At 62.8% G+C, this 21,833-nt stretch carries 26 protein-coding genes; 18 read left to right on the top strand and 8 right to left on the bottom strand.

The window, feature by feature from the left end; genetic code table 11:
* The first annotated feature begins 78 nt into the window (after positions 1-78).
* From ACNFIC_RS05310 to recX, 12 genes are all read left to right on the top strand, one after another.
* Positions 79-1,245 carry a phage tail sheath family protein gene (locus ACNFIC_RS05310; RefSeq protein ID WP_138218509.1) on the top strand — a complete coding sequence of 389 codons (1,167 nt, stop codon included), beginning with the start codon at positions 79-81 and terminating at the stop codon, positions 1,243-1,245.
* A gap of 13 nt (positions 1,246-1,258) precedes the next feature.
* The gene (locus ACNFIC_RS05305; RefSeq protein ID WP_138218507.1) at positions 1,259-1,768 is read left to right on the top strand and encodes a phage major tail tube protein; all 510 of its coding nucleotides are present in this window, start codon (positions 1,259-1,261) and stop codon (positions 1,766-1,768) included.
* 12 nt (positions 1,769-1,780) lie between these two features.
* Positions 1,781-2,083, top strand: a complete 303-nt coding sequence (locus tag ACNFIC_RS05300) for a phage tail assembly protein (RefSeq protein WP_138218505.1) — start codon at positions 1,781-1,783, stop codon at positions 2,081-2,083.
* Positions 2,084-2,208: 125 nt separating this feature from the next.
* A complete protein-coding gene (locus ACNFIC_RS05295; RefSeq protein ID WP_416780223.1) occupies positions 2,209-3,843 on the top strand; it encodes a hypothetical protein in 1,635 nt (544 codons plus the stop codon).
* 9 nt (positions 3,844-3,852) lie between these two features.
* On the top strand, positions 3,853-4,698 hold the full coding sequence (locus tag ACNFIC_RS05290; RefSeq protein ID WP_416780221.1) for a phage tail protein: 846 nt from the start codon (positions 3,853-3,855) through the stop codon (positions 4,696-4,698).
* Entirely contained in the window at positions 4,673-4,879 is a 207-nt protein-coding gene (locus tag ACNFIC_RS05285) for a tail protein X (protein WP_416780219.1), read from the top strand. Before ACNFIC_RS05290 ends, ACNFIC_RS05285 begins: the two co-directional genes overlap by 26 nt.
* A 49-nt stretch (positions 4,880-4,928) precedes the next feature.
* Positions 4,929-5,963 (top strand): phage late control D family protein, encoded by a 1,035-nt coding sequence (locus ACNFIC_RS05280; protein WP_416780217.1) that lies wholly within the window; start codon positions 4,929-4,931, stop codon positions 5,961-5,963.
* 176 nt (positions 5,964-6,139) lie between these two features.
* Positions 6,140-6,691 carry a glycoside hydrolase family 19 protein gene (locus tag ACNFIC_RS05275; RefSeq protein WP_138218495.1) on the top strand — a complete coding sequence of 184 codons (552 nt, stop codon included), beginning with the start codon at positions 6,140-6,142 and terminating at the stop codon, positions 6,689-6,691.
* Positions 6,685-7,185, top strand: coding sequence for a lysis system i-spanin subunit Rz (locus ACNFIC_RS05270; RefSeq protein ID WP_416780215.1), 501 nt, complete (start codon positions 6,685-6,687; stop codon positions 7,183-7,185). The genes ACNFIC_RS05275 and ACNFIC_RS05270 overlap by 7 nt, the downstream gene beginning before the upstream one ends.
* A gap of 59 nt (positions 7,186-7,244) precedes the next feature.
* Positions 7,245-7,727, top strand: a complete 483-nt coding sequence (locus ACNFIC_RS05265) for a CinA family protein (protein WP_138218491.1) — start codon at positions 7,245-7,247, stop codon at positions 7,725-7,727.
* A gap of 104 nt (positions 7,728-7,831) precedes the next feature.
* On the top strand, positions 7,832-8,902 hold the full coding sequence (gene recA / locus ACNFIC_RS05260) for a recombinase RecA (protein ID WP_138218489.1): 1,071 nt from the start codon (positions 7,832-7,834) through the stop codon (positions 8,900-8,902).
* A gap of 8 nt (positions 8,903-8,910) precedes the next feature.
* Positions 8,911-9,381 carry a recombination regulator RecX gene (recX, locus tag ACNFIC_RS05255; RefSeq protein WP_138218487.1) on the top strand — a complete coding sequence of 157 codons (471 nt, stop codon included), beginning with the start codon at positions 8,911-8,913 and terminating at the stop codon, positions 9,379-9,381.
* A gap of 56 nt (positions 9,382-9,437) precedes the next feature.
* Here recX and ACNFIC_RS05250 read toward each other — a convergent pair whose 3' ends face one another.
* Positions 9,438-10,556 (bottom strand): LOG family protein, encoded by a 1,119-nt coding sequence (locus tag ACNFIC_RS05250; RefSeq protein ID WP_138218485.1) that lies wholly within the window; start codon positions 10,554-10,556, stop codon positions 9,438-9,440.
* A gap of 330 nt (positions 10,557-10,886) precedes the next feature.
* Here ACNFIC_RS05250 and ACNFIC_RS05245 point away from each other — a divergent pair, with 330 nt between their 5' ends.
* Positions 10,887-11,093 carry a hypothetical protein gene (locus ACNFIC_RS05245; protein ID WP_416780212.1) on the top strand — a complete coding sequence of 69 codons (207 nt, stop codon included), beginning with the start codon at positions 10,887-10,889 and terminating at the stop codon, positions 11,091-11,093.
* 1 nt (position 11,094) lies between these two features.
* On the opposite strand, the gene ACNFIC_RS05240 is transcribed toward ACNFIC_RS05245, so the two are convergent.
* Positions 11,095-11,517 carry a quorum-sensing-regulated virulence factor family protein gene (locus ACNFIC_RS05240; protein ID WP_138218481.1) on the bottom strand — a complete coding sequence of 141 codons (423 nt, stop codon included), beginning with the start codon at positions 11,515-11,517 and terminating at the stop codon, positions 11,095-11,097.
* Positions 11,518-11,729: 212 nt separating this feature from the next.
* On the opposite strand from ACNFIC_RS05240, the gene ACNFIC_RS05235 reads away from it, so the two are divergent.
* The 3 genes from ACNFIC_RS05235 (at position 11,730) to ACNFIC_RS05225 (ending at position 13,782) form a co-directional block, all read left to right on the top strand.
* Positions 11,730-12,440, top strand: a complete 711-nt coding sequence (locus ACNFIC_RS05235; RefSeq protein WP_138218479.1) for a tRNA-uridine aminocarboxypropyltransferase — start codon at positions 11,730-11,732, stop codon at positions 12,438-12,440.
* Positions 12,441-12,689: 249 nt separating this feature from the next.
* The gene (gene erdR, locus ACNFIC_RS05230) at positions 12,690-13,340 is read left to right on the top strand and encodes a response regulator transcription factor ErdR (protein ID WP_138218477.1); all 651 of its coding nucleotides are present in this window, start codon (positions 12,690-12,692) and stop codon (positions 13,338-13,340) included.
* Between the two features lie 76 nt (positions 13,341-13,416).
* Positions 13,417-13,782 carry a diacylglycerol kinase gene (locus tag ACNFIC_RS05225; protein WP_138218475.1) on the top strand — a complete coding sequence of 122 codons (366 nt, stop codon included), beginning with the start codon at positions 13,417-13,419 and terminating at the stop codon, positions 13,780-13,782.
* Positions 13,783-13,785: 3 nt separating this feature from the next.
* On the opposite strand, the gene finR is transcribed toward ACNFIC_RS05225, so the two are convergent.
* Positions 13,786-14,712, bottom strand: coding sequence for a LysR family transcriptional regulator FinR (finR, locus tag ACNFIC_RS05220; protein WP_138218474.1), 927 nt, complete (start codon positions 14,710-14,712; stop codon positions 13,786-13,788).
* A 117-nt stretch (positions 14,713-14,829) separates the two neighbouring features.
* Between finR and fpr the strand changes: the two genes are divergently transcribed.
* Positions 14,830-15,609 carry a ferredoxin-NADP reductase gene (fpr, locus tag ACNFIC_RS05215; RefSeq protein WP_138218473.1) on the top strand — a complete coding sequence of 260 codons (780 nt, stop codon included), beginning with the start codon at positions 14,830-14,832 and terminating at the stop codon, positions 15,607-15,609.
* Between the two features lie 87 nt (positions 15,610-15,696).
* On the opposite strand, the gene tsaA is transcribed toward fpr, so the two are convergent.
* The 5 genes from tsaA to rimO form a co-directional block, all read right to left on the bottom strand.
* Positions 15,697-16,392: a tRNA (N6-threonylcarbamoyladenosine(37)-N6)-methyltransferase TrmO gene (tsaA, locus tag ACNFIC_RS05210; RefSeq protein WP_416780206.1), complete on the bottom strand. Its 696-nt coding sequence runs from the start codon at positions 16,390-16,392 to the stop codon at positions 15,697-15,699.
* 5 nt (positions 16,393-16,397) lie between these two features.
* Entirely contained in the window at positions 16,398-16,859 is a 462-nt protein-coding gene (locus tag ACNFIC_RS05205; protein ID WP_138218471.1) for a DUF1456 family protein, read from the bottom strand.
* A gap of 49 nt (positions 16,860-16,908) precedes the next feature.
* A complete protein-coding gene (locus ACNFIC_RS05200) occupies positions 16,909-17,619 on the bottom strand; it encodes an rRNA pseudouridine synthase (protein ID WP_138218470.1) in 711 nt (236 codons plus the stop codon).
* 121 nt (positions 17,620-17,740) lie between these two features.
* The gene (locus ACNFIC_RS05195) at positions 17,741-18,199 is read right to left on the bottom strand and encodes a GNAT family N-acetyltransferase (protein WP_138218469.1); all 459 of its coding nucleotides are present in this window, start codon (positions 18,197-18,199) and stop codon (positions 17,741-17,743) included.
* Between the two features lie 96 nt (positions 18,200-18,295).
* A complete protein-coding gene (rimO, locus tag ACNFIC_RS05190) occupies positions 18,296-19,627 on the bottom strand; it encodes a 30S ribosomal protein S12 methylthiotransferase RimO (protein WP_138218468.1) in 1,332 nt (443 codons plus the stop codon).
* A 235-nt stretch (positions 19,628-19,862) separates the two neighbouring features.
* On the opposite strand from rimO, the gene ACNFIC_RS05185 reads away from it, so the two are divergent.
* Positions 19,863-21,773 (top strand): potassium transporter Kup, encoded by a 1,911-nt coding sequence (locus ACNFIC_RS05185; protein WP_138218467.1) that lies wholly within the window; start codon positions 19,863-19,865, stop codon positions 21,771-21,773.
* Positions 21,774-21,833: the final 60 nt, after the last annotated feature.

The raw sequence follows: 21,833 nt of genomic DNA, 5'->3' as shown, positions 1-21,833 counted from the left end.
GCGAGTACCCGTTTCACACCCCTCAAGGCCCCGCACCCGCGGGGCCTTTTCACATCTGAATCTTGGAGCAAAACCCCTATGAGTGGATTCTTCCACGGCGTTACCGTGACCAACGTCGACACTGGCGCACGCAGCATCGCGCTGCCGTCGTCCTCGATCATCGGCTTGGTCGACACCTTCACCGAAGGCCCTGACGCTACTGCCAAGGCAGGCGATCTGGTGCTGATCACCAGCGAACGCGAAGCGGTCGCGGCGTTCGGCCCTGACGCGGCGATCACCAAGGCCTGCCGCGCCATCTACACCCGCGCCAAGGCGGTCATCGTCGCCTGCGGCGTGGCCAAGCTGAGCGACCCGGCCGAGCAAACCTCGGCGATCATCGGCAGCGTGCTGGCCGATGGCAAGCGCACCGGCCTGCAAGCGTTGCTCGATGGTAAAAGCCGCTTCAACGCCCAGCCACGCCTGCTGGTCACGCCCAAGCACAGCTCGACCGATGCCGTCGGCAATGCGCTGGTGGCCCTGGCCGACAAGCTGCGCGCCATCGCCATCATCGACGGTCCCAACACCACCGACGAGGCGGCTATCGCCTACGCCGGCAACTTCGGCGCCAAGCGCGCGTTCCTGGTCGATCCGGGCGTGCGTTACTGGGACAACGATGAAGCGGCCACAGTGGATGCGCCGGGCTCGGCCTGGGTCGCCGGCTTGTTCGCCTGGACCGACAGCGAGTACGGCTTCTGGGCCTCGCCGTCGAACAAGGAGTTCGTCGGTATCACTGGCACCACCCGCGCGGTGGAGTTCCTCGATGGCGACGACACCTGCCGCGCCAACCTGCTGAACAACGCCAATATCGCCACCATCATCCGCGACGACGGTTTCCGTCTTTGGGGTAACCGTACCCTGTCGAGCGATCCGAAATGGGCCTTCGTCACCCGCGTGCGGACCATGGACATCGTCATGGACGCGATCCTCTACGGGCACAAGTGGGCGGTCGACCGCTCCATCACCGCCACCTACGTCAAGGACGTCACCGAGGGCCTGCAAGCCTTCATGCGCGACCTGAAGAACCAGGGCGCGATCATCAACTTCGAGGTCTACGCCGACCCTGAGCTGAACACCGCCAGCCAGCTGGAGCAGGGCAAGGTGTATTGGAACATCCGCTTCACTGACGTACCGCCTGCCGAAAACCCCAATTTCCGTGTCGAAGTCACCAACCAGTGGCTGACCGAAGTCCTCGATTCTGCCGCTTAAGGAGCGCATCTACATGGCAATGATTCCCGAAACACTGGCCAACCTGAACCTGTTCGTCGATGGCGTGAGCTTCCAGGGCGACGTGCCCAGCCTGACCCTGCCCAAGCTCACCCTGAAAATGGAAGAGCACCGCCCCGGCGGCATGGACATGCCGGTCGAGATGGACCAGGGCATGGAAAAGCAGGAAGCCGCCTTCACCACCACTGGCGTGCGCCGCGAAGCCCTGAAGTTCTTCGGTCTGGCCGATGGCAACGGCTTCAACGGCACCTTCCGTGGCGCCTTCAAGGGCCTCAAGGGCCAGATCAACCCGGTCGTGGTGAGCCTGCGCGGCACCCTCAAGGAAGTTGATATGGGTGACTGGAAGTCTGGCGACAAAGCCGAGATCAAGCACAGCGTCAGCGTCACCTACTACAAGCTGGAAGTCGACGGTCGGCTGATCTACGAGATCGACGCCTTGGGCATGAAGCGGGTGATCGACGGCGTCGACCAACTGGCCGCCCAGCGCGCCGCCCTGGGCTTGTAAGGAGGTTACCCAATGGCTCAAGCGAAAAAGCTTCCCCAGTGGCTCACCGTCGACGCCGAGCGCGTGACCGTGCGCCTGTCGCGCCCGAGCGAGGCCAACGGCGTGCAGGTCGACAGCCTGTCGCTGCGCGCGCCCACCGTGCGTGATATCCGCAGTGCTCAGTTGGGCGGCGCCAAGGACGATGAGCAACGCGAACTGAACCTGTTCGCCTCGCTCGCCGAAGTCGGTGTCAAGGACCTCGAAGGTCTGGCCCTGAAGGACTACAGCCGCCTGCAAAGCGGCTACTTTCGCCTGGTCCAGGACGACGAGCTTTGACCCTGCCCGGCAAAAGGCCGCCGCGCGGCGGCTGGCCACGGAGCTGAACTTTTCCGCGAGCGAGATCATGAGCATGTCGTACCCCGACATGCTCTGGTGGCTCGGGGAGTGACAAGGAGGAACGCATGGCGAACACACAGGTGTTCACCCTCGGCGTCACCAGCAACCAGTCTCTGGGCAGTGCCATCGACACGTTGCGCGAGCCGCTTGAACGGCTGCGCGGGCAGGTCGATGGCACCCGGCTCGGGCGGCTGATCGGCGAGGTCATCCGCCTGGGGCTGGAACTGGACAAGGTACGCCAGGTGGAGCGGCAACTGACCACCGAACAGGCGTGGGCGCATGAGGATCAGATTGATCGGCTGCGACGAGAGGGGGATGAGGTCGAGCGCTTGCGCAGGCGTTACCTGTCTCTGGCACGCAAGCCAATCCAGTTGCACATTGAACGGACCACCGCCGCTGCGACTCCCGATACCGACAGGTCGCCAGCGGCACCTGAGGCTTCAAGGGGCGAGGGCATGGTGCCAACTGCCCAGCCCTCGCCGAATGATTCTCCAGAGCCAAGAAGCGCTGAGCACGGACGTGTGCCGATGGAGTCGGCCATCCCGGCGCTCAAGGTGATGTTCAGTCTATTAGGCGTCGCCGCGACGGCTCTGCTTCCGTTGGTGGCTTATAAGGGCTACAAGGCTTTACCGCCCGGCGTGCGGCAGGCTGGGCTGAGCAACGCCAAGGAAAACCTGGCGCCTGCGGTCGTATCGTTAGTGGGCGCTGGCGCTGTCGCTTACTTCAAGGACAGCGGTCGCGATCAAGCCGATGTGATGGGCGGGGGCGTGGGAACGCTGCTCGGTACCTTGGGCGGCGCGGTGCTCGGCGGGATGACGAAGACCGCCCTAGGCAAGCAATACGGCCCGCTGATCGGTGGCATCCTGGGGGGCGTTGTCGGTAGCGGGGTAGGCACCTCGATCTTCGACCTGTTTGCCGGCAAGGACAGTGCTGATGGCAAGCAGGTCGCTTCAGCGCAAGGCTCCAGCGCCGCTTCGTCTTCAGGCAGGCGAACAAGCGTAGCCCGAGGCGAAGAGGAAGAGGAGGAGGAAGAAGAGGAGGAAGAGGAGGAGGAGGAGGAGGAGGAGGAGGAAGACCAATCTGAGGCGCAATCCGCGTCGGCAGTCAACTCCGCTGTACTCGGCGTCACTTCGCTCGTCGGCTCGATGGGCAAGACCGCAGCAGCCCCCCCTGGTGCGTCGTTGGCGCGCCGCGCGATGCGGCGTGTACCGGGTCTGTCGTTGCTCACTACAGGTATGCAGTTGGCCGAAACCTACAACAGCGACGCCACTCCAGAGCAAAAGCTGGAAGGTTACGGCACCGCCGTTGGCGGGTTGGGTGGTGGCTTGGCCGGTGCGGCTGCCGGTGCGGCGATTGGTTCGGTCGTGCCGGTCGTTGGCACGCTGATTGGCGGCCTGATCGGCGGGGCACTCGGGAGCATGGGCGGAGAAAGTCTCGGCGGCTTTCTGGGCAAGTCGTTAGGCTCAGGCCCTGACGCCACGCCTACCCCGGCAAACCCAGCGTTGCCACCCCCTCAACCGCCAGCGCCAATCAACCAGCAATTCACCTTCACCGCCAACATGCCGGTCACCTTCACCAACAGCCTGTCCGACCCAAGCGTACTCCAGCAACTGGAAGGTATCGCCCGTCGGCAACTGGAGGAACTGATGCGTCAGGCCCGTTCGGTGCAGCTGGCGGACACCCCACACATCGCACTTTAAGGAGCATCCATGACTTATCTGGAGCAGCTGCAAGCCACGCTGCGCGCCTTGGTCGAGGCGGGGGAGGCAGGGCGGCGGCGAGTCGACGCCATGCTCGACCCGATGGACGAGGCAATCGTTCACGTCAAGGGCGCAGTTACCGAGCTGGAGGGTTTGCCTGTGGTCGGCCCGATCATCGGCGCCAAGCTACAACGCGCGCTGCGCGCCATCGACCGGGCCCAGGCGCGGGTGACCAAGGTGGTTGCCAAGTACGACCAGGCATTGGGCGTGGTGCGCCAAGTGCGTGAACGTATCGACGCGTTTGCCGGCCATGTGGCCAAGGCGGGCGCGGCGATTCGCCGGGTGGTGGGCGAGGTGCGCAGCAGCGTCAGCGGCGTGTTGCAGACCCTGGGCTTCGCGCCCGAGGCCACGCCCGCCGCCGAGGCGGTCAAGCCGTTCCCCCACCTGTTGGTGTTGCAGCCCTTGCAGCCGGGCGCCGCGCCTTACTACTTCAACCTCGACACCGCAGCCTTCGACCAGTTGCGCCGACAAACACGCTTTCGCTGGGCCGGGCAGGAACGCCTCGGCCGCGACAGTGCGCAACAGGCGGTCAGCCAGGGCGAGGAGCACATCACGCTTAGCGGGGCGATCTTTCCCGGTTTCAAGGGCGGGATTGGCCAGTTACAGGCCTTGCGCAGCATTGGCCGGCAGCTCCAGCCGTTATCGCTGACGACCGGTTACGGCGAAGTCCTGGGTAACTGGTGCCTGACCAGTGTCGAAGAAACCCAGACTCAACTGCAGGCCGACGGCATTCCACGCAAACAAGGCTTTTCATTGGAGTTCGTAAGTTATGGCCAAGACTTGTACCACGTCTGAGGGCGACCTGTTGGACACCCTTTGCCAGCATTACTACGGGCATTTGGGCGGTGTGGTCGAGGCGGTGCTCGCGTTCAACCAAGGGCTGGCCGACGAAGCGCAGCCGTTTCGCGCCGGGGTCAACATCGTGCTGCCGGAGCTGACCGCACCGGTCAGCGAAACCGTTCAACTGTGGGACTGACACGGAGGGCGGCGCGGCCACGCGTCGCCCCTTACACGGAGACACCACCATGAAACCTGTGTTCAGCATCCAGGCTGATGGCAACGACATCACCACGCTGATCAACGACCGCCTGCTGCTGATGCGCACCACCGACAAGCCGGGCCTTGAGTCGGACGACTTCGAGCTGCGCATCGACGCCCGCGACGGAGCCTTGGCGTTGCCCGCGCGCGGTGCGGTATTGGCCGTGCACCTGGGGTATGCCGGGCAAGCGCTGCACCTGTTGGGACGTTACACGGTCGATGAAGTGGAGTTGTCCGGGCCGCCAGATACCTTGGTGATTCGCGGCAAGGCCAGTGACCTGCGTGGCAGCGGCAAGACCATCCGCAGCGGCAGTTGGGAGGGTGTCACCTTGCAGCGCATCGTCGCAGACATCGCCACGCGCAACGGCTGGCAGGCGGTGTGCCCGGTGACCACGCAGATACCGCGCATCGACCAGTACAGCGAGTCGGACTTCAACTTCATCACCCGTGTTTCTCGCCAGCACAACTGCACCGCCAAGCTCGCCAACGGTCAGTTGCTGGTGCTACCCCGCCAGGGCGGAACCAGTGCCAGTGGCCAAGCACTGGGCGTGGTAACCCTCAACCGCACTGAGGTTAACCAATGGCAGTTTCGCCTGGCTGATCGAACCACCCACAAAGTTGTGCGCACCCGCCATCAGGATAGCGCCACGGGGCGCTTGCAGACGGTCGAGCTGGATAACGGCGAAGCGCCGGAGGGGTTGCAACCGGTTTATACCGATCGCCATCTGTATCCCAGTCGCGCTGCCGCCGAACAGGCCGCGCGTGCACGCTTGGCCAGCTTCAACCGCGACACCGCCAGCGTGCGCCTGGACATGCCCGGACGCACCGACCTGTTCGCCGAACGCAGCATCGAGGCGCGCGGCTTTCTGGCCGGGCTCGACGGGCTTTACCTGATCGAGTCGGTGGAGCAGGTGTTCACCAGCAGTGGATGGCGCACCACTTTGCAGTGCAACGGCGGCCAGCAGGGCAAGGCCAAGGGCCGCGCGACGGGCAAGGCCAGCCCGCTCAAGGTGCAGCGTTGAACAGGTGAGCGGCATTTCCCCATGTAGCGGCGCGCGAGCGCTTTTTATAGTCAGCTCCCGCTCAAACGAGAGGCGCTGCGATCTCATTGAAAGCCCCGTGCTTCGAGCCATCGCCCATGAGCGAGTCCCGGCGGCATCTGCCGCCTTTCGATCAGACAGCAATGGAGCATGCCGTGATGGAACTGACTGCACGACAACTGAGTGATATCTACCCCCTCGCCGGTCAACGCGTCGAGGTATTTCTACCCGCGCTGAACGAGGCCATGGCGCGTTGGGACATTGACCATCCCAAGCGCATTGCCGCGTTCCTCGCGCAGGTTGGCCACGAGTCTGGCCAGCTGCGTCACGTCAAGGAATTGGGTAGCGACAAATACTTGGCCCGCTACGACACCGGCCGCCTGGCCAGGCTTCTGGGCAACACCCCTGAGCTCGACGGCGATGGCCAGCGCTATTGCGGGCGCGGCCTGATCCAAGTGACCGGCCACAATAACTACCAGGCTTGTAGTCGTGCGCTGTTTGGCGACGAACGCCTGCTGGCGCAGCCGCAGATGCTTGAGCAGCCGCGCTGGGCCTGCGAGTCGGCGGCGTGGTTCTGGCAATCACGTGGGCTCAACGGACTTGCCGACCAAGGCGAGTTCAACCGCATCACCCGGCTGATCAATGGTGGCCTGAATGGCCTGAGTGAGCGCTTGCAGTTATGGGCCCGGGCGCGGGAGGTGTTGTGTTGAGTCGTTGGCAATTGGGGCTGTGGGTGTTGTGCATGCTGCTGTTCGGGGCGCTGGCCTGGCAGGTCCAGGCCTGGCGCTACGGGCGTCTGCTGGTCGCGCAGGAAACCGAACTTGTGCAGCAGCGCCTGGACCAGGCCGAGGCACTGCATGGCCTGCTGCTGGCCGAGCGCGAGCAGCGCCAGGGGCTGGAGCGGCGCCTGCACGACAGTGAATCGAAACATTTCAAGGAGCTGAACGATGTTCAGGACGCCCAGGCTCGTTTGCGTGATCGCCTTGCTACTGCCGATCTGCGGCTGTCGGTCTTGGTCGAGCGCGACGCCGGTTGCCGTGCAGTGCCTGCCACCCCCAGCGCCAGCGGCGTGGATGATGGCCCCGTACGCGCCCGACTTGACCCAGCGCATGCTCGACGAATTATCGCCATCACCGACGACGGCGACCGCGGACTGATCGCCCTGCGCGCCTGCCAGGACTATGTGCGTGCTCTGGCACCTTGAGCGCTTGCCAGGCTTTGGGAGGGTGATAGGGTAGGGCGGATTCTTGCCAGGAGACCGTCATGGACCCGATCACTGTTCTCTCCACCCGCCTGGGTGAGCATCTGCGGCGTTTCAACGCTCAGGTCAGTACCGCCGAATCCTGCACCGGTGGTGGCATTGCCGAAGCCATCACACGTGTCCCTGGTAGCTCGGCGTGGTTCGAGGCCGGTTACGTCACCTATTCCAATGCCCAGAAAACCCGCCAGTTGGGCGTGCCCACTGCGCTGTTCACGCAAGTGGGCGCAGTCAGCCAGGAGGTGGTCGAAGCCATGGTGCGCGGGGCCCAGGCGGCCAGTGGCGCGCGCTTTGCCGTGGCGGTCAGTGGTGTAGCGGGCCCGGATGGCGGCTCGGCGGCCAAGCCGGTAGGCACGGTATGGCTGGCCTGGGCCGATGGCGTGCACATCAGCAGTGAGCGGCGCCACTTCGAAGGGGACCGCGAGGCAGTCCGCAGACAGACGGTGATCGCCGCGTTAGACGGCTTGTTACAGCTTGGTGGGGAGTAAATCGCCCAACGGGGGTTTGCGGAAACGAATCCCTGTGGAATAATACTGGCTACTTATACAGTTATTCCGGCCGTCAGGGCCACGTCGAACACGTGAGGATATCAATGGACGACAACAAGAAGCGCGCCTTGGCTGCGGCCCTGGGTCAAATCGAACGCCAATTCGGCAAAGGCGCGGTCATGCGCATGGGCGACCACGAGCGTCAGGCTATCCCCGCCATCTCCACTGGCTCCCTGGGCCTGGACATCGCCCTGGGCATCGGCGGCCTGCCGAAGGGTCGTATCGTTGAGATCTACGGCCCGGAATCTTCGGGTAAAACCACGCTGACCCTGTCGGTCATCGCAGAAGCCCAGAAAAACGGTGCTACCTGCGCCTTCGTCGATGCTGAGCATGCCCTCGACCCTGAATACGCTGGCAAGCTGGGCGTCAACGTCGACGACCTGCTGGTCTCTCAGCCGGACACCGGCGAGCAAGCCCTGGAAATCACCGACATGCTGGTGCGTTCCAACGCCGTCGATGTGATCATCGTCGACTCGGTGGCGGCTTTGGTACCTAAGGCAGAGATCGAAGGCGAGATGGGCGACATGCACGTCGGCCTGCAGGCCCGTCTGATGTCCCAGGCGCTGCGTAAGATCACCGGTAACATCAAGAACGCCAACTGCCTGGTCATCTTCATCAACCAGATCCGTATGAAGATCGGCGTGATGTTCGGCAGCCCGGAAACCACCACCGGCGGTAACGCTCTGAAGTTCTACGCGTCGGTTCGCCTGGACATCCGTCGTACCGGTGCGGTCAAGGAAGGCGACGAAGTGGTCGGCAGCGAAACCCGCGTCAAGATCGTCAAGAACAAGGTCTCGCCGCCGTTCCGTCAGGCCGAGTTCCAGATTCTTTACGGCAAGGGCATCTACCGCAACGGTGAAATCATCGACCTGGGTGTTTCCCAAGGTTTGGTGGAGAAATCCGGTGCCTGGTACGCCTACCAGGGCAACAAGATCGGCCAAGGCAAGGCTAACGCTGCCAAGTACTTGCACGAAAACCCGGCCATCGGTGCTGAGATCGAGAAGCAGATCCGCGATAAGCTGCTGACCGCCGGTGCCGCTGCTGCTGCCGCCGCCAAAGCCGCTGCTGCCGAAGCCGATGCCGATGACATGGCTGACGCCGACGCTAATTACTGATCTGTCCCATGTCCGCCGTACTCGACACCCCCGTCGCCGTTCGGCGGACAGCCATGGACCTGCTTGCGCGCCGTGAGCACGGTCGCGTCGAGCTGACGCGCAAACTGCGTCAGCGCGGTGCTCCCGATGAGTTGATCGAGCCTGCGCTCGATCGGCTTGCCGAAGAAGGGTTGCTCAGCGAAGCCCGCTATCTGGAGAGCTTTATCCGCTACCGTTCCGGTGCCGGTTACGGCCCTGCGCGTATTCGGGAGGAGTTGGGCCAACGGGGCCTTTCCCGTAGCGATATTGAGCAGGCGCTGCGTGAGAGCGAAGTGGACTGGAAAGAGCGCTTGCGAGATGTCTGGCAGCGCAAGTTCGCCGGTCAGCGCCCTGTCGATCCGCGCACCCGCGCACAGCAAACGCGCTTTCTCGCTTACCGTGGTTTTCCCATGGATATGATTGGCAGGCTGCTCAACGGTCGCGACCTAGACGACTATTAATGAATGCCCCGAATAGCCGATGCCGGTAGGTATTGGCTATTCGGGGCATTTTGCGTTCAGCTTACCTTCATGGCCTCCCGTGCCCGTTGCGTGGTGTGCATCGGTTCGGGTTTGGCCCAGTTCTCCGGCAGGTTGATGAAATCCACCAGCTCGCGCAGGCGGCCCAAGGCGCGACCGTTGAAGGCGAAGGTCAATCGGGTCAGGTGGCTGAAGTTGCCTTCCTCATGTTCGACTCCGCTATCTGCTTGCTGGCGATAGCACCCACTCAGGCGCAGGTCAGCGAAGCTCTCTTCGATGTCCTGTAGTGCCGCGTCGCTCAAGCGGTGCTGCATACGAATCACGAACTGATTCTTCAGCCAGCGGCTGGAGTGGTAGTTGCGATAGAACTGCCGGATTTCCTCCACGGCCTCGTCGGCACTGTGGGCCATGCGCACCAGCTTGAGGTCGCTGGGCAAAATGTAACGGTTGGCTTCAAGTTGGCGGCTGATGAACGCCAGTGCGTCCTGCCAGAAGCTGCCGCCCGGTGAGTCCAGCAGGACCACGGGCACCAGCGGGCTTTTACCGGTCTGGATCAGGGTCAGTACTTCCAGCGCTTCGTCCAGCGTGCCAAAGCCACCGGGGCATAGCACGAGCGCATCGGCCTCTTTGACGAAGAACAGCTTGCGAATGAAGAAGAAGTGGAACGGCAATAACCGGTCAGTGCCATCGACCGTGGCGTTGGCGTGCTGCTCGAATGGCAGGGTGATATTGAAGCCCAGGCTGTGGTCGGTGCCGGCGCCTTCGTGGGCGGCGGCCATGATGCCGCCGCCGGCACCGGTGATGACCATCAGGTCGGCGCGTGCAAGCGTAGCGCCCAGTTCACGGGCCAGCGCATACATCGGATGTTCCTGCGGCGTGCGGGCCGAGCCGAATACCGTGACTTTGCGGCGCCCTTTGTAGCGTTCGAGGGTACGGAACGAATGGTCGAGCTCTCGAAGCGCCTGCAGGGTGATCTTGGCGTTCCAGCGATTACGGTCGTCATGCGCCATGCGCAGGACCGTCAGCAGCATGTCGCGATACAGCGCAAGGTTGGGGCTGTTCGGGGCAACCAGTTGCAGTTGCTCGTCGATCTTGCTCAGGTCTATACCCTGTTCCCGGAAGTGCTCGGACAGGCGCTCGTTCGATTGGTAGGGCATTCAACGTCTCCTTCTGCAGCAAAACCTCTGACCGGGCCGATGGTGTGCCCCGGCCGCGACGCCTGATGTGTCGCAGGCTGCTTTGGCTCGAGTGTGCGCGTCGAGCATTGCAGTAGGCCTTCAAGGCCGTGTTGCAGGGTAAAGTCCATCCTCTCTCGTGTGTTTTGAGCGAAACGCAATCGGTAGACGCTCGCTTTCAATCTAGACGCCAGAGCCGGTTCCTGCTGCTGCATGAGGCGGCCAGGGGCCCGCTGGTCGGATAGGATCCAATCTTTTCGAAGCTTTGATTAACTGAACGAGTGGCGGGAGGCGATGCGCGGAGGTGGCACTATGCGTCGGCTGGTGATCGAGGTGGAGACACAACTGTACGCCCAGTTGTCACGGGCGGCTCAAGACAATGGCCTGAGCATTGAGCAGGAGTGCCAGCGGCGTTTGCAGGGCCTGGACCGGCACTCGCATTATCTTCAGGCGTTGCTGGCAGACCTGCGCGCCGAAGAAGAACAGCGACGCGCCAGTGCCCGCGACGAGGTCGCCTGAATCACTTTTTCTTGTTGCCGGCCACGCAGCTGGCGCCGTCGAACGCTTGGTCCATGATCGGCTGATTGGTTTTGTAGACGGTGAAGCGGTAAACCAGCACGGCGCCTTTGGACATCAGTTGACGGTAGCCGTTGTTGCGGCACACGCTGTCACCCAGCTGGCTGCGGACTTGTTCGGGGTTGGCGAGCATGCGCTCGGCGTGACTCTGGCGCACACTCAGGTGGTTGACCAGCGCCTTGCCTTTCTCGACGGTGTACCCTTGGTCGAGGATATCCTCATTGATGGCGCGCGGGGTGCCAACGCTGCTTTCCTTGGCGACCTTCTGCAGCATCTGGGTCAGCTCGTACTCCTGCTTGGAGGCAGCCTGGGCGGCCAGCGGCAGGGCGAGCAGCAGGCTCAGGGTCGGGACGATAAAACGCAGCATGAATCTCTCCTGGTTCGATGACTGGCACTTTGACCTGCGCCGGCGGGCGGCGTTCCATCAAACCACGTGGTCGCCAGGCCGCCAAAGCAAGGATTATAAAGGAGCGGTGCGCACCGCTGCACGGCAAAACACGAGCGCTCTGGTAGACTGGCACTTTGTTTTCGTCGAGTCGTTCCTGTGTCCGTTCCCTCTTTGTGCCTAGGCCTGCTGCCATGAGCCATGCAGTCGCGCGCTTGCGCGCCGAGCGGCTGGCACGCAGCGTCAAACCTTTCATTGCGCGCGGTTCGCGCGCCGAGCGTTGCCCTGACTGCCGCGTGATCGCCACCCATTGCCTGTGTGCCTGGAAACCTCGCGTGCAGGCCGACTCCGGCGTTTGCCTGCTGATGCATGACACTGAGCCACTGAAACCTACCAATACCGGCTGGTTGATCGCCGACCTCATCGAAGACACCGCCGCCTTTGGCTGGCTGCGTACTTCGGTGGACGAGGGCCTGCTGGCGCTCCTCGATGACCCGCAGTGGCAACCTTACATCGTCTTTCCGGGAGAGTTCGTCGCCCAGCAGCGGGTGGTCAGCGAGGTGGTGCGCGAGCCGGGCAAGCGGCCGCTGTTCATCTTGCTCGATGCGACCTGGACCGAGGCGCGCAAGATGTTTCGCAAGAGCCCGTACCTGGACCGCTTCCCGGTGCTGAGCCTGCAGGCCGAGCAGATGTCGCGCTATCGCCTGCGCCGCTCCAAGCGCGACGATCACTTCTGCACCGCCGAAGTGGCCGCCATGTGCCTGGACCTGGCCGGTGACAACCAGGCCTCGCAAGCGCTAGACGCGTACCTTGACGTGTTCAGCCTGCACTACCTCAGTGGCAAGCGGCGTCTGCCGCTTGACGAGCAGGATGAGGTGCACCGGCGTTTGCATACCTTCCTATAGTCCAAGGGGCAGCCGCGACGGATTGGTTCATACTGTCGCGGCTGACCACCAGGGTAGGCGCGACGACCGGGCATTTGGCTTGACCCCCCGCAGCGTGCTCGTCATCCTTGGCCCCGCTTCGGGCACGGCGAAGCGACTCTCCTGGTTTTCGCCGTGCCATCCCGGCCGACGGCTCTGCCGTCCTGGCCATGAGTTGCCTGCCAGGCGCCCCGTACTCTACGTCTGGCACAGAACAGGATCCCTAGATCGATGGCCACGTACGAAATCCTGATTGCCGATGACCACCCGTTGTTCCGCAGCGCCTTGCGCCAGGCCGTTACCCTCGGCCTCGGGCCCGACGTGCGTTTGGTCGAGGTGGCAAGCATCGCTGAGCTTGAAAACCGCTTGACCGAAAAAGCCGACTGGGATTTGGTCCTGCTGGATCTCAACATGCCTGGCGCCTACGGCTTCTCTGGCCTTGTGCTGCTGCGCGGCCAGTACCCGCAGATTCCAGTGGTGATGGTCTCGGCCCAGGAGGAAGCCGCGGTAGTGGTCAAGTCGCGAGAGTTCGGTGCCAGTGGCTTCATTCCCAAGTCGAGCAACCTGGAGGAGATCCAGGATGCCGTGCAGAAGGTGCTCGATGGTGAGGTCTGGTGGCCGCCCCAGGCATTCGAGAAGGTCGATGTGTCGGCCGAGGCCAAGGCTGCCAGCGAAGGCCTGGCGAGCCTGACGCCACAGCAGTTCCGGGTGCTGACCATGGTCTGCGAAGGGCTGTTGAACAAGCAGATCGCCTACGAACTGAATGTGTCGGAAGCGACCATCAAAGCCCACGTGACCGCGATCTTCCGCAAGCTGGGCGTACGTACCCGTACCCAGGCGGCCTTGCTGTTGCAACAACTGGAATCGGTTTCGGCCGGCTAAATTCGCGCCTTCACGCTTTTTTGACCCTGGTTGAACTAGCCTGCGGGCCTTTTTCTCGGTGTAGTGACGGACACACATGTCGCCATTCAAAGGCCAGACAGGCCTCAAACGTATCTTCAATGCCGCCGGCTATTCGCTGGATGGCCTGCGCGCGGCGTTCAAGGGCGAAGCGGCGTTCCGCCAACTGGTGCTGGTCAATGTGCTGCTGATTCCCACGGCCTTCTGGCTGCCGGTCAGCCGTGGCGAGCGCGCCATCCTGATCGCGGTCTGCCTGCTGGGGCTGATCGTCGAACTGCTCAACTCGGCGGTGGAGGCGGCCATCGACCGTATCTCGCTGGACCGCCACCCGCTGTCGAAGAATGCCAAGGACATGGGGAGCGCCGCACAGCTGGTCGCCATGACCATGGTGGGCCTGGTCTGGGGTGTGATCTTGCTCGGTTGACGTTCAGGCAATCGGCGGCAGCACGATCTCGTCGCTGCGCCGAACGCCTGCGGTGAAGCTGCGGCACAGTTCGAGGAACTCACGCATGGCGGAGGTCTGGTACTTCTGTTTGTGCCAGATGAAGTAGAACTGCCGCGCCAAATCCAGCGCGGGGGTTTCCACCGGCACCAAGCTACCGCGACGGAACGCATCACGCAGGGCCAGGCGTGAGATGCAGCCAATCCCCAGGCCTGATTCGACAGCGCGCTTGATTGCCTCGGTGTGTTCGAGTTCCAGGCGGATATTGAGGTTAGCGCGGTGATGACGCATGGCCTGGTCGAAGGTCAGTCGCGTGCCTGAGCCCTGTTCACGTAAAATCCACGCTTCCTGGGCCAATTGCTCGATGTCGGCGTGCCCGGTTTGGGCGAGCGGATGTTGCGGCGCGCAGAACACCACAAGCTCGTCTTCGACCCACGGTTGCACGTCCAGGTCGGGGTGATTGCAGTCACCCTCGATCAGACCCAAGTCAATTTCGTAATGCGCAACCTGCTGCACAATATGCGCAGTGTTCTGCACATGCAGCTTCACCTGGCTTTCCGGGTGTACCTGCATGAAGCTGCCGATCAGCAAGGTCGCCAGGTAGTTGCCGATGGTCAAGGTGGCGCCCACCGCCAGAGAGCCGAAGCCGGACTTGCCGTTGAGCAAATCCTCGATTTCCTTGGCTTGGTCGAGTAGCGCCACCGCCTGTGGTAACAGCTGATGGCCGAGGGCATTGAGGCTCAGGCGCTTGCCGGCGCGATCGAACAGCTGGCAACTGGACTGGCGCTCAAGTTCGGTGATCGAGGTGCTCGCGGCAGATTGCGACAACGCCAGCACGCCAGCTGCGCGAGAGACGCTCTGGTGCTGGGCGACGGCAACGAATACTTGAAGCTGACGAAGTGTGAATCGCATATCGATATAACCGATAACACATATCTTGATAATTCAGTTAACAGATATTGTCGCTGCCCCTAAACTATCGCGCAACTGCGCGTTTTGCGCGCTGCGTTTTTCTTCAGGAGCCCCTAGATGAGCAACATGAACCACGAACGTGTCCTCAGTGTGCACCACTGGAACGACACCCTGTTCAGCTTCAAGTGCACCCGCGACCCGGGCCTGCGCTTCGAGAACGGTCAGTTCGTGATGATCGGCCTGCAGCAGGAAAGCGGCCGTCCGCTCATGCGCGCCTATTCCATCGCCTCGCCGAACTGGGAAGAGCACCTGGAGTTCTTCAGCATCAAGGTGCCGGACGGTCCGCTGACCTCCCAACTGCAGCATCTGAAAGAAGGCGACGAGATCATCATCAGCAAGAAGCCTACCGGCACGCTGGTACTCGACGACCTGAACCCAGGCAAGCATCTGTACCTGCTCAGCACCGGCACTGGCCTGGCGCCGTTCATGAGCGTCATCCAGGACCCCGAAACCTATGAGCGTTTCGAGAAGGTGATCCTGGTTCATGGTGTGCGCTACGTGAACGAAGTCGCCTACCGCGAGTTCATCACCGAGCACCTGCCGCAGAACGAGTTCTTCGGTGAGGCAGTGCGCGAGAAACTGATCTACTACCCCACCGTCACTCGCGAGCCTTTCGAGAACCAAGGGCGCCTGACCGACCTGATGCGCAGCGGCAAGCTGTTTAGCGACATCGGCCTGCCACCGATCAACCCACAGGACGACCGTGCGATGATCTGCGGTAGCCCAAGCATGCTCGACGAGACCAGCGAAGTGCTCGACAGCTTCGGCCTGAAGGTTTCGGCGCGTATGCGCGAGCCAGGCGATTACCTGATCGAACGTGCTTTCGTCGAGAAGTAAGGCGAGCGCGGCAATGAAAAAACGCAGACCTGGGTCTGCGTTTTTTTATGTCTGCGATATTTCGCTTGGCAGGTCTGGCGCCAAACCTCAGGCCTCGCGCACCACTTCCAGCACCCGGATCACATCCGGCTGCGGATACTGCCACCTGACCTGCACGTCCCAGAACTTCACGCCGTACACCCGCTCCGGTGGCGGTATCTGGTAGGCCGGGCGCGGGTCCTGTGCCAGGCACTGCTCGATCAGCGCCACCAGCGGCTCGCCCAGGCGAAGGCCATGCTCATGCGCCTGGGGCAGGGCGCTCTCGTGCCATTGCACGGCGATCGACTCGGGCGCTGTACCGGCCATGTGGTTGGTCGCGCTCGGTACACTGTCGGCATAGGGTACGTAGGGCTTAATATCCAGCACCGGGGTGCCATCGAGCAGGTCGATGCCTGACAGCAGCAGGCGCTTTGGCTCGACACCATCCAGGCGTACCACCGACTGGCCGATGCCGTTTGGGCGGTGCGTGGCGCGAGTCGCGAAAACGCCCATGCTCTTGTTGCCACCCAGGCGCGGGGGGCGCACCTTCAGCCGCGGTTTGTCCTCAAGTGCCTGGTGGAAGAGAAACAGCAGCCATACATGGCTGACCTGCTCAAGGCCTTCGACCGCATCGCCTTGGTCGAACGGTGGCAGCAGCTCCAGCACGCCACGGGCAGCGGGCGCCAGATGCGGCTGGCGCGGAATGGCGAACTTCTCCTTGAAGCAGGAGCGCACGATGCCGACCGGCGAGACCGTATGCTGCATCAGGGCTAGCCGCGCACGCGAAGGGTGAGACCCTTGAGGAAATTGCGCAGCAGCTGGTCGCCGCAAGGACGGTAGTTGTCGTGGCCGACCTTGCGGAACAAGGCGCTCAGCTCAGGCTTGGAGACCGGGAAGTTGACCGACTTGAGTACCGCGTGCAGGTCATCCTCCTTGAGTTCGAAGGCGACACGCAGTTTCTTGAGCACGGTGTTGTTGGTCACCGGGACTTCGATCGGTTGTGGCGCACGGCTTTCGTCACGGCCGCGACGGTGGATCACCAAACCATCGAGAAAGTGCGCCATGACCTTCTCGGGGCAGCGCACGAAGCCGGGCTCTTCTTCTTTCTTCACATAGCCGGCGATGGCCTCGGCGGAGACTTGCAGACCACTCAGACCAATGATTTCGGCCATCTTCTGATCGTTGGCCTTGAGCATGTAGCGCAGGCTGCGCAGTACATCGTTATGGTTCATTGACGCCAATCCTGTTCAGGTGCCGCGCGATCCTACGCGGCGGTATCGCTTAGAAACGTTCGGTGGTTGCCAAGTAGCGCCATTGGCCCTGGACCAGCTTGCCCATGGACACGCCGCCCAGGCGGATACGGCGCATGCCGAGCACCTTGAGCCCAGCGGTCTCGCACAGGTGTTCGATCTGCCCTGGCAGCGGGTTCTTCAAGACCATGCGCAGGTGCTGCTCGTTCTGCCAGCTGGCCTTAGCCTTGGGCAACTCGACCCCCTTGCGCTCCACGCCACGGGCCAGGCGCTCCAGCGCGCCAGGTTTGGCTTCGCCGCTGACCTGGACGATGTACTCCTGTTCCATGCGGCGCAGGTCGGCGTCCAGCTTGCGGGTCACCCGCCAGTCCTGGGTGAATACCTGCAAGCCGCTGCTACCTGGCAGCAGCGGGGCGATGCAGGCCTGACGGACGAAGTGGCCATGCAAGGCCCGTACACCTTCGCGGTGAGCTTCGCTGAGGCTTTCCATGGTCATGCTGGCCTGGGCGCTGGCGGTGTCTTGTCCGGGCCGTTGGTGCAATAGCAGGGTGACCGGTTCGAGGGCTTCGGCGCGGGCGCCAGGCAGCAACTCGACGCGCTGTTGGTCAACCTTGAACTGCGGCTGCTCGACCACGACGCCATCGACCGTGACCCAGCCTCCTTCGATATACAGTTCTGCCTCTCGGCGCGAGCAGCCGAGCTGTTCGATGAGGCGTTTGGACAGGCGGATGGGGTCGGACATGGACAATGTATTCGCAGGGCAGGAAAAGCACTCATTGTACCTGCCCTGGCGGGGTTGCGGCTGCAAATCGGTGTCATTCACGTCAATTCGGCAGAAGACTACGCTGTCCTCGGCAGTGGTCTCAGGAAGCGGTAGGAACACGTCGCATATGCAGCAAAGGGTAAGGCTGCCCCAGCCCATCGGTTTCCGATCGGCCCACCACCTCGAAACCTTCATGCAGATAGAAGCCCAGCGCTTGCGGGTTCTGTTCGTTGACATCCAGCCGTTCGGCATTGAGTTCAGCCACGGCATGGCGCAGCAGGCGCTGGCCGACGCCACGGCCACGGTGCTCGGGCGCGACGAACAGCATGTCGATCCGGCCATTGGCAACGCCGGCAAAGCCCAGAATGCGGCGTTTGCTGTCTTTGCAGCACACCAGCATCACGGCATCCAGATAGCGACGCAGCACGTGGTCGCGCAGCAGCAGGATGTAGGTTTCGGGCAGGAAGTCATGGGTCGCACGTACCGAGGCTTCCCAGAGCGCCACCAGTTCCGGGTAGTCGCTGTAGCGGGGGGTGTGCAATGTCAGTGGCGACTTCATCGAGGCTGGCTCCTGCGCGGCTGTGGCCCAATGAAGCAAACATAGATGCAAAAAAATACCCCGCCAGTGGCGGGGTATCTTGACCTGCGGTGCGCTTCAGAGAGGCTCGGCCCACATGTCGTATTCGTCGGCATCGACCACACGGCAGCGTACCTTGTCGCCGGGCTTGAAGCCGTGATCGCCGTCGATGAACACGCTACCGTCGATTTCCGGGGCGTCGAAGAAGCTGCGGCCTACCGAGCCTTGCTCTTCGACCTCATCGATCAGCACTTCGATCTCCTTGCCGATGCGCAGTTGCAGGCGTGCGGCGCTGATGGCCTGCTGGTGCGCCATGAAACGGTCCCAGCGCTCCTGCTTGATGTCATCGGGGACTTCTTCCAGGCCCAGGTCGTTGGCCGGAGCGCCTTCGACCGGGGAGTACTGGAAGCAGCCGACGCGGTCGAGCTGGGCTTCGGTGAGCCAGTCCAGCAGGTACTGGAAGTCTTCTTCGGTCTCGCCGGGGAAGCCGACGATGAACGTGGAGCGAATTACCAGCTCAGGGCACTGCTCGCGCCAGTTCTTGATGCGCGCCAGGGTGCGGTCTTCGAAGGCCGGGCGCTTCATTGCCTTGAGTACCTTGGGGCTGGCGTGCTGGAACGGAATGTCCAGGTACGGCAGGATCTTGCCAGCGGCCATCAACGGGATCACGTCGTCGACGTTCGGGTACGGGTAGACGTAGTGCAGGCGCACCCACGCCCCCAGGCTGCTCAGCGCCTCGCACAGTTCGAGCATGCGGGTCTTGACCGGGCGGCCGTTCCAGAAGTCGGTCTTGTACTTGACGTCCACGCCATAGGCACTGGTGTCCTGGGAGATCACCAGGATCTCCTTGACGCCGGCCTTGACCAGGCGCTCGGCTTCGCTCAGCACCTCGCCCACCGGGCGGCTGACCAGCTTGCCGCGCATCGATGGGATGATGCAGAAGCTGCAACTGTGGTTGCAGCCTTCGGAAATCTTCAGGTAGGCGTAGTGGCGCGGGGTGAGCTTGACGCCCTGCGGCGGCACCAGGTCGATCAGCGGGTTGTGGTCCTGGCGTGGCGGCACTACCTCATGCACGGCGTTGACCACTTGCTCGTACTGCTGGGGGCCGGAAACCGACAGCACGCTGGGGTGCACGTCGCGGATGTTGCCTTCCTCGACACCCATGCAGCCGGTGACGATGACCTTGCCGTTTTCCTTGATCGCTTCACCGATCACTTCCAGGGACTCGGCCTTGGCGCTGTCGATGAAGCCGCAGGTGTTGACCACCACCACGTCGGCGTCCTCGTAGGTCGGCACGACTTCATAGCCTTCCATGCGCAGCTGAGTGAGGATGCGCTCGGAATCGACCAGGGCCTTGGGGCAACCCAGGGAAACGAAGCCGACCTTCGGGGTGGCGTTGGTGGTGGACATGACTAACCTCGGTATTGAATACGGGCCGCCCGACCGTTGACGGTGGCGTGCCTGACGGGCGCTTTGGGCGCCTCTGATCAAAAAGTGCGCAATTCTAGCGAGCGCACGTGCACTTGACCAGCAGAAATACGACGAACGCTGCGCTATGCTTCGCGCCGTTGTGTCAGGGCTAAAGCGTTGTCCTGCGCGAAGGTGAATTCAATGGGCCTGCAAAGGCCGTCTGCGGGAGTGGTCGATGGTTCAGGCAAGCAGTCACGCTCAAGGCGGGCAGGAGCAGCAGCACGGTGCCGCGCGTTCGCTGGGCCTGTTGGTGGCAGCTGTTGGGGTGGTTTACGGCGATATCGGTACCAGCCCGTTGTACACCCTCAAAGAGGTGTTCACCGGGGGTTATGGGGTGCCGGTGAATCACGATGGGGTACTGGGGATCCTGTCGTTGATCTTGTGGTCGCTGCTGTGGGTTGTGTCGTTCAAGTACGTCATGTTCATCCTGCGCGCCGACAACCAGGGCGAGGGCGGGACCATGGCGCTGACGGCGCTGGCACGGCGGGCCACGGCCAACTATCCGAAGCTGCGTACGTTGATGGTCATCTGTGGATTGGTCGGCGCCTCGCTGTTCTACGGCGACAGCATGATCACCCCGGCGGTGTCGGTGCTGTCGGCGGTGGAGGGGATGGGCCTGGCGTTCGAGGGCATCGACCACTGGGTTGTACCGATTTCGCTGGTGGTGCTGGTGGCGCTGTTCCTGGTGCAGAAGCATGGCACCGAGAAGATCGGCAAGCTGTTCGGCCCGGTCATGGTCACTTGGTTCGTGGTACTGGGTGCGCTGGGAGTGCATGGCATCGCGCAGAGCCCCGAGGTGCTCAAGGCGGTCAATCCGGGCTGGGCGTTGCATTTCTTCATTGTCCACCCCGGCATGGGCGTCGCTATCCTGGGGGCGGTGGTACTGGCGCTGACCGGTGCCGAAGCGCTTTACGCCGACATGGGGCATTTTGGCCGTAAGCCCATTGCACGAGCCTGGTTCATCCTGGTGCTGCCGGCGCTGCTGCTCAACTACTTTGGCCAGGGCGCGATGTTGCTGCAGAACCCCGAGGCTGCGCGTAACCCGTTCTACCTGTTGGCGCCGAGCTGGGCCTTGCTGCCGCTCGTAGGCCTTGCCACCCTGGCGACGGTCATCGCCTCGCAGGCGGTGATCTCGGGGGCGTTCTCCCTGACCCGCCAGGCCATCCAGTTGGGCTATATCCCGCGCATGCAGATCCAGCACACTTCCAGCGATGAGCAGGGGCAGATCTACATCGGGGCGGTGAACTGGACATTGATGGTCGGCGTGGTGCTGCTGGTCATTGGTTTCGAATCGTCCGGTGCGCTTGCGGCAGCCTACGGTGTCGCGGTGACTGGCACGATGCTGATGACCACCATTCTGGTGTCGGCGGTGATGCTGTTGCTGTGGAAGTGGCCGCCGCTGCTGGCGGTACCGATTTTGGTGGGCTTCCTGCTGGTCGATGGGCTGTTCTTTGCCGCGAACGTACCGAAGATCGTCCAGGGCGGGGCGTTCCCGGTACTGGCCGGTGGTGTGTTGTTCCTGTTGATGAGTACGTGGAAGCGCGGCAAGCAGATTCTGGTCGAACGCATCGACGAGGGCGCCTTGCCGCTGCCGGTGTTCATCGCCAGCATTCGCGTGCAGCCGCCGCACCGTGTCGAAGGGACAGCGGTGTTCCTCACTGCACGGGCAGACGCCGTGCCCCACGCATTGCTGCATAACATGCTGCACAACCAGGTGCTGCACAGCCAGGTGGTGTTGCTGACGGTGGTCAGCGAGGACCGGCCTCGGGTGCCGGAGCATGAGCGCTTCGAGGTTGAGGCGTATGGGGACGGGTTCTTCCGCGTGTTGCTGCACTTTGGCTTCATGGACGAGCCGGATGTGCCGGCAGCGCTCAAGTTGTGCCATCTGGATGCGTTGGACTTCAGTCCGATGCGCACGACCTATTTCCTCAGCCGTGAGACGGTGATCGCTTCGCGTTTGGAAGGTATGTCGCGCTGGCGAGGAAATCTGTTCGCGTTCCTGCTCAAGAACGCCAACGGCAACCTGCGGTTCTTCAACCTGCCGTTGAATCGGGTGATCGAGCTGGGCACCCAGGTCGAGATCTGATCGGGGTGGATGGGGCTGCCTGGCAGCCCCGTTCACTGTGAGAAGGGCCGCAGAGCGGCC

Source organism: Pseudomonas sp. NY15463, assembly GCF_048068415.1.
Taxonomy (GTDB): Bacteria; Pseudomonadota; Gammaproteobacteria; order Pseudomonadales; family Pseudomonadaceae; genus Aquipseudomonas; species Aquipseudomonas mosselii_C.
This window is presented reverse-complemented; position numbering and strand designations above follow the sequence as displayed.

Coding starts and splice junctions, on each gene's coding strand:
- ACNFIC_RS05310 (WP_138218509.1), top strand. CDS start 79: ATGAGTGGATTCTTCCACGGCGTTACCGTGACCAACGTCGACACTGGC.
- ACNFIC_RS05305 (WP_138218507.1), top strand. CDS start 1,259: ATGGCAATGATTCCCGAAACACTGGCCAACCTGAACCTGTTCGTCGAT.
- ACNFIC_RS05300 (WP_138218505.1), top strand. CDS start 1,781: ATGGCTCAAGCGAAAAAGCTTCCCCAGTGGCTCACCGTCGACGCCGAG.
- ACNFIC_RS05295 (WP_416780223.1), top strand. CDS start 2,209: ATGGCGAACACACAGGTGTTCACCCTCGGCGTCACCAGCAACCAGTCT.
- ACNFIC_RS05290 (WP_416780221.1), top strand. CDS start 3,853: ATGACTTATCTGGAGCAGCTGCAAGCCACGCTGCGCGCCTTGGTCGAG.
- ACNFIC_RS05285 (WP_416780219.1), top strand. CDS start 4,673: ATGGCCAAGACTTGTACCACGTCTGAGGGCGACCTGTTGGACACCCTT.
- ACNFIC_RS05280 (WP_416780217.1), top strand. CDS start 4,929: ATGAAACCTGTGTTCAGCATCCAGGCTGATGGCAACGACATCACCACG.
- ACNFIC_RS05275 (WP_138218495.1), top strand. CDS start 6,140: ATGGAACTGACTGCACGACAACTGAGTGATATCTACCCCCTCGCCGGT.
- ACNFIC_RS05265 (WP_138218491.1), top strand. CDS start 7,245: ATGGACCCGATCACTGTTCTCTCCACCCGCCTGGGTGAGCATCTGCGG.
- recA (WP_138218489.1), top strand. CDS start 7,832: ATGGACGACAACAAGAAGCGCGCCTTGGCTGCGGCCCTGGGTCAAATC.
- recX (WP_138218487.1), top strand. CDS start 8,911: ATGTCCGCCGTACTCGACACCCCCGTCGCCGTTCGGCGGACAGCCATG.
- ACNFIC_RS05250 (WP_138218485.1), bottom strand. CDS start 10,556: ATGCCCTACCAATCGAACGAGCGCCTGTCCGAGCACTTCCGGGAACAG.
- ACNFIC_RS05245 (WP_416780212.1), top strand. CDS start 10,887: ATGCGTCGGCTGGTGATCGAGGTGGAGACACAACTGTACGCCCAGTTG.
- ACNFIC_RS05240 (WP_138218481.1), bottom strand. CDS start 11,517: ATGCTGCGTTTTATCGTCCCGACCCTGAGCCTGCTGCTCGCCCTGCCG.
- ACNFIC_RS05235 (WP_138218479.1), top strand. CDS start 11,730: ATGAGCCATGCAGTCGCGCGCTTGCGCGCCGAGCGGCTGGCACGCAGC.
- erdR (WP_138218477.1), top strand. CDS start 12,690: ATGGCCACGTACGAAATCCTGATTGCCGATGACCACCCGTTGTTCCGC.
- ACNFIC_RS05225 (WP_138218475.1), top strand. CDS start 13,417: ATGTCGCCATTCAAAGGCCAGACAGGCCTCAAACGTATCTTCAATGCC.
- finR (WP_138218474.1), bottom strand. CDS start 14,712: ATGCGATTCACACTTCGTCAGCTTCAAGTATTCGTTGCCGTCGCCCAG.
- fpr (WP_138218473.1), top strand. CDS start 14,830: ATGAGCAACATGAACCACGAACGTGTCCTCAGTGTGCACCACTGGAAC.
- tsaA (WP_416780206.1), bottom strand. CDS start 16,392: ATGCAGCATACGGTCTCGCCGGTCGGCATCGTGCGCTCCTGCTTCAAG.
- ACNFIC_RS05205 (WP_138218471.1), bottom strand. CDS start 16,859: ATGAACCATAACGATGTACTGCGCAGCCTGCGCTACATGCTCAAGGCC.
- ACNFIC_RS05200 (WP_138218470.1), bottom strand. CDS start 17,619: ATGTCCGACCCCATCCGCCTGTCCAAACGCCTCATCGAACAGCTCGGC.
- ACNFIC_RS05195 (WP_138218469.1), bottom strand. CDS start 18,199: ATGAAGTCGCCACTGACATTGCACACCCCCCGCTACAGCGACTACCCG.
- rimO (WP_138218468.1), bottom strand. CDS start 19,627: ATGTCCACCACCAACGCCACCCCGAAGGTCGGCTTCGTTTCCCTGGGT.
- ACNFIC_RS05185 (WP_138218467.1), top strand. CDS start 19,863: ATGGTTCAGGCAAGCAGTCACGCTCAAGGCGGGCAGGAGCAGCAGCAC.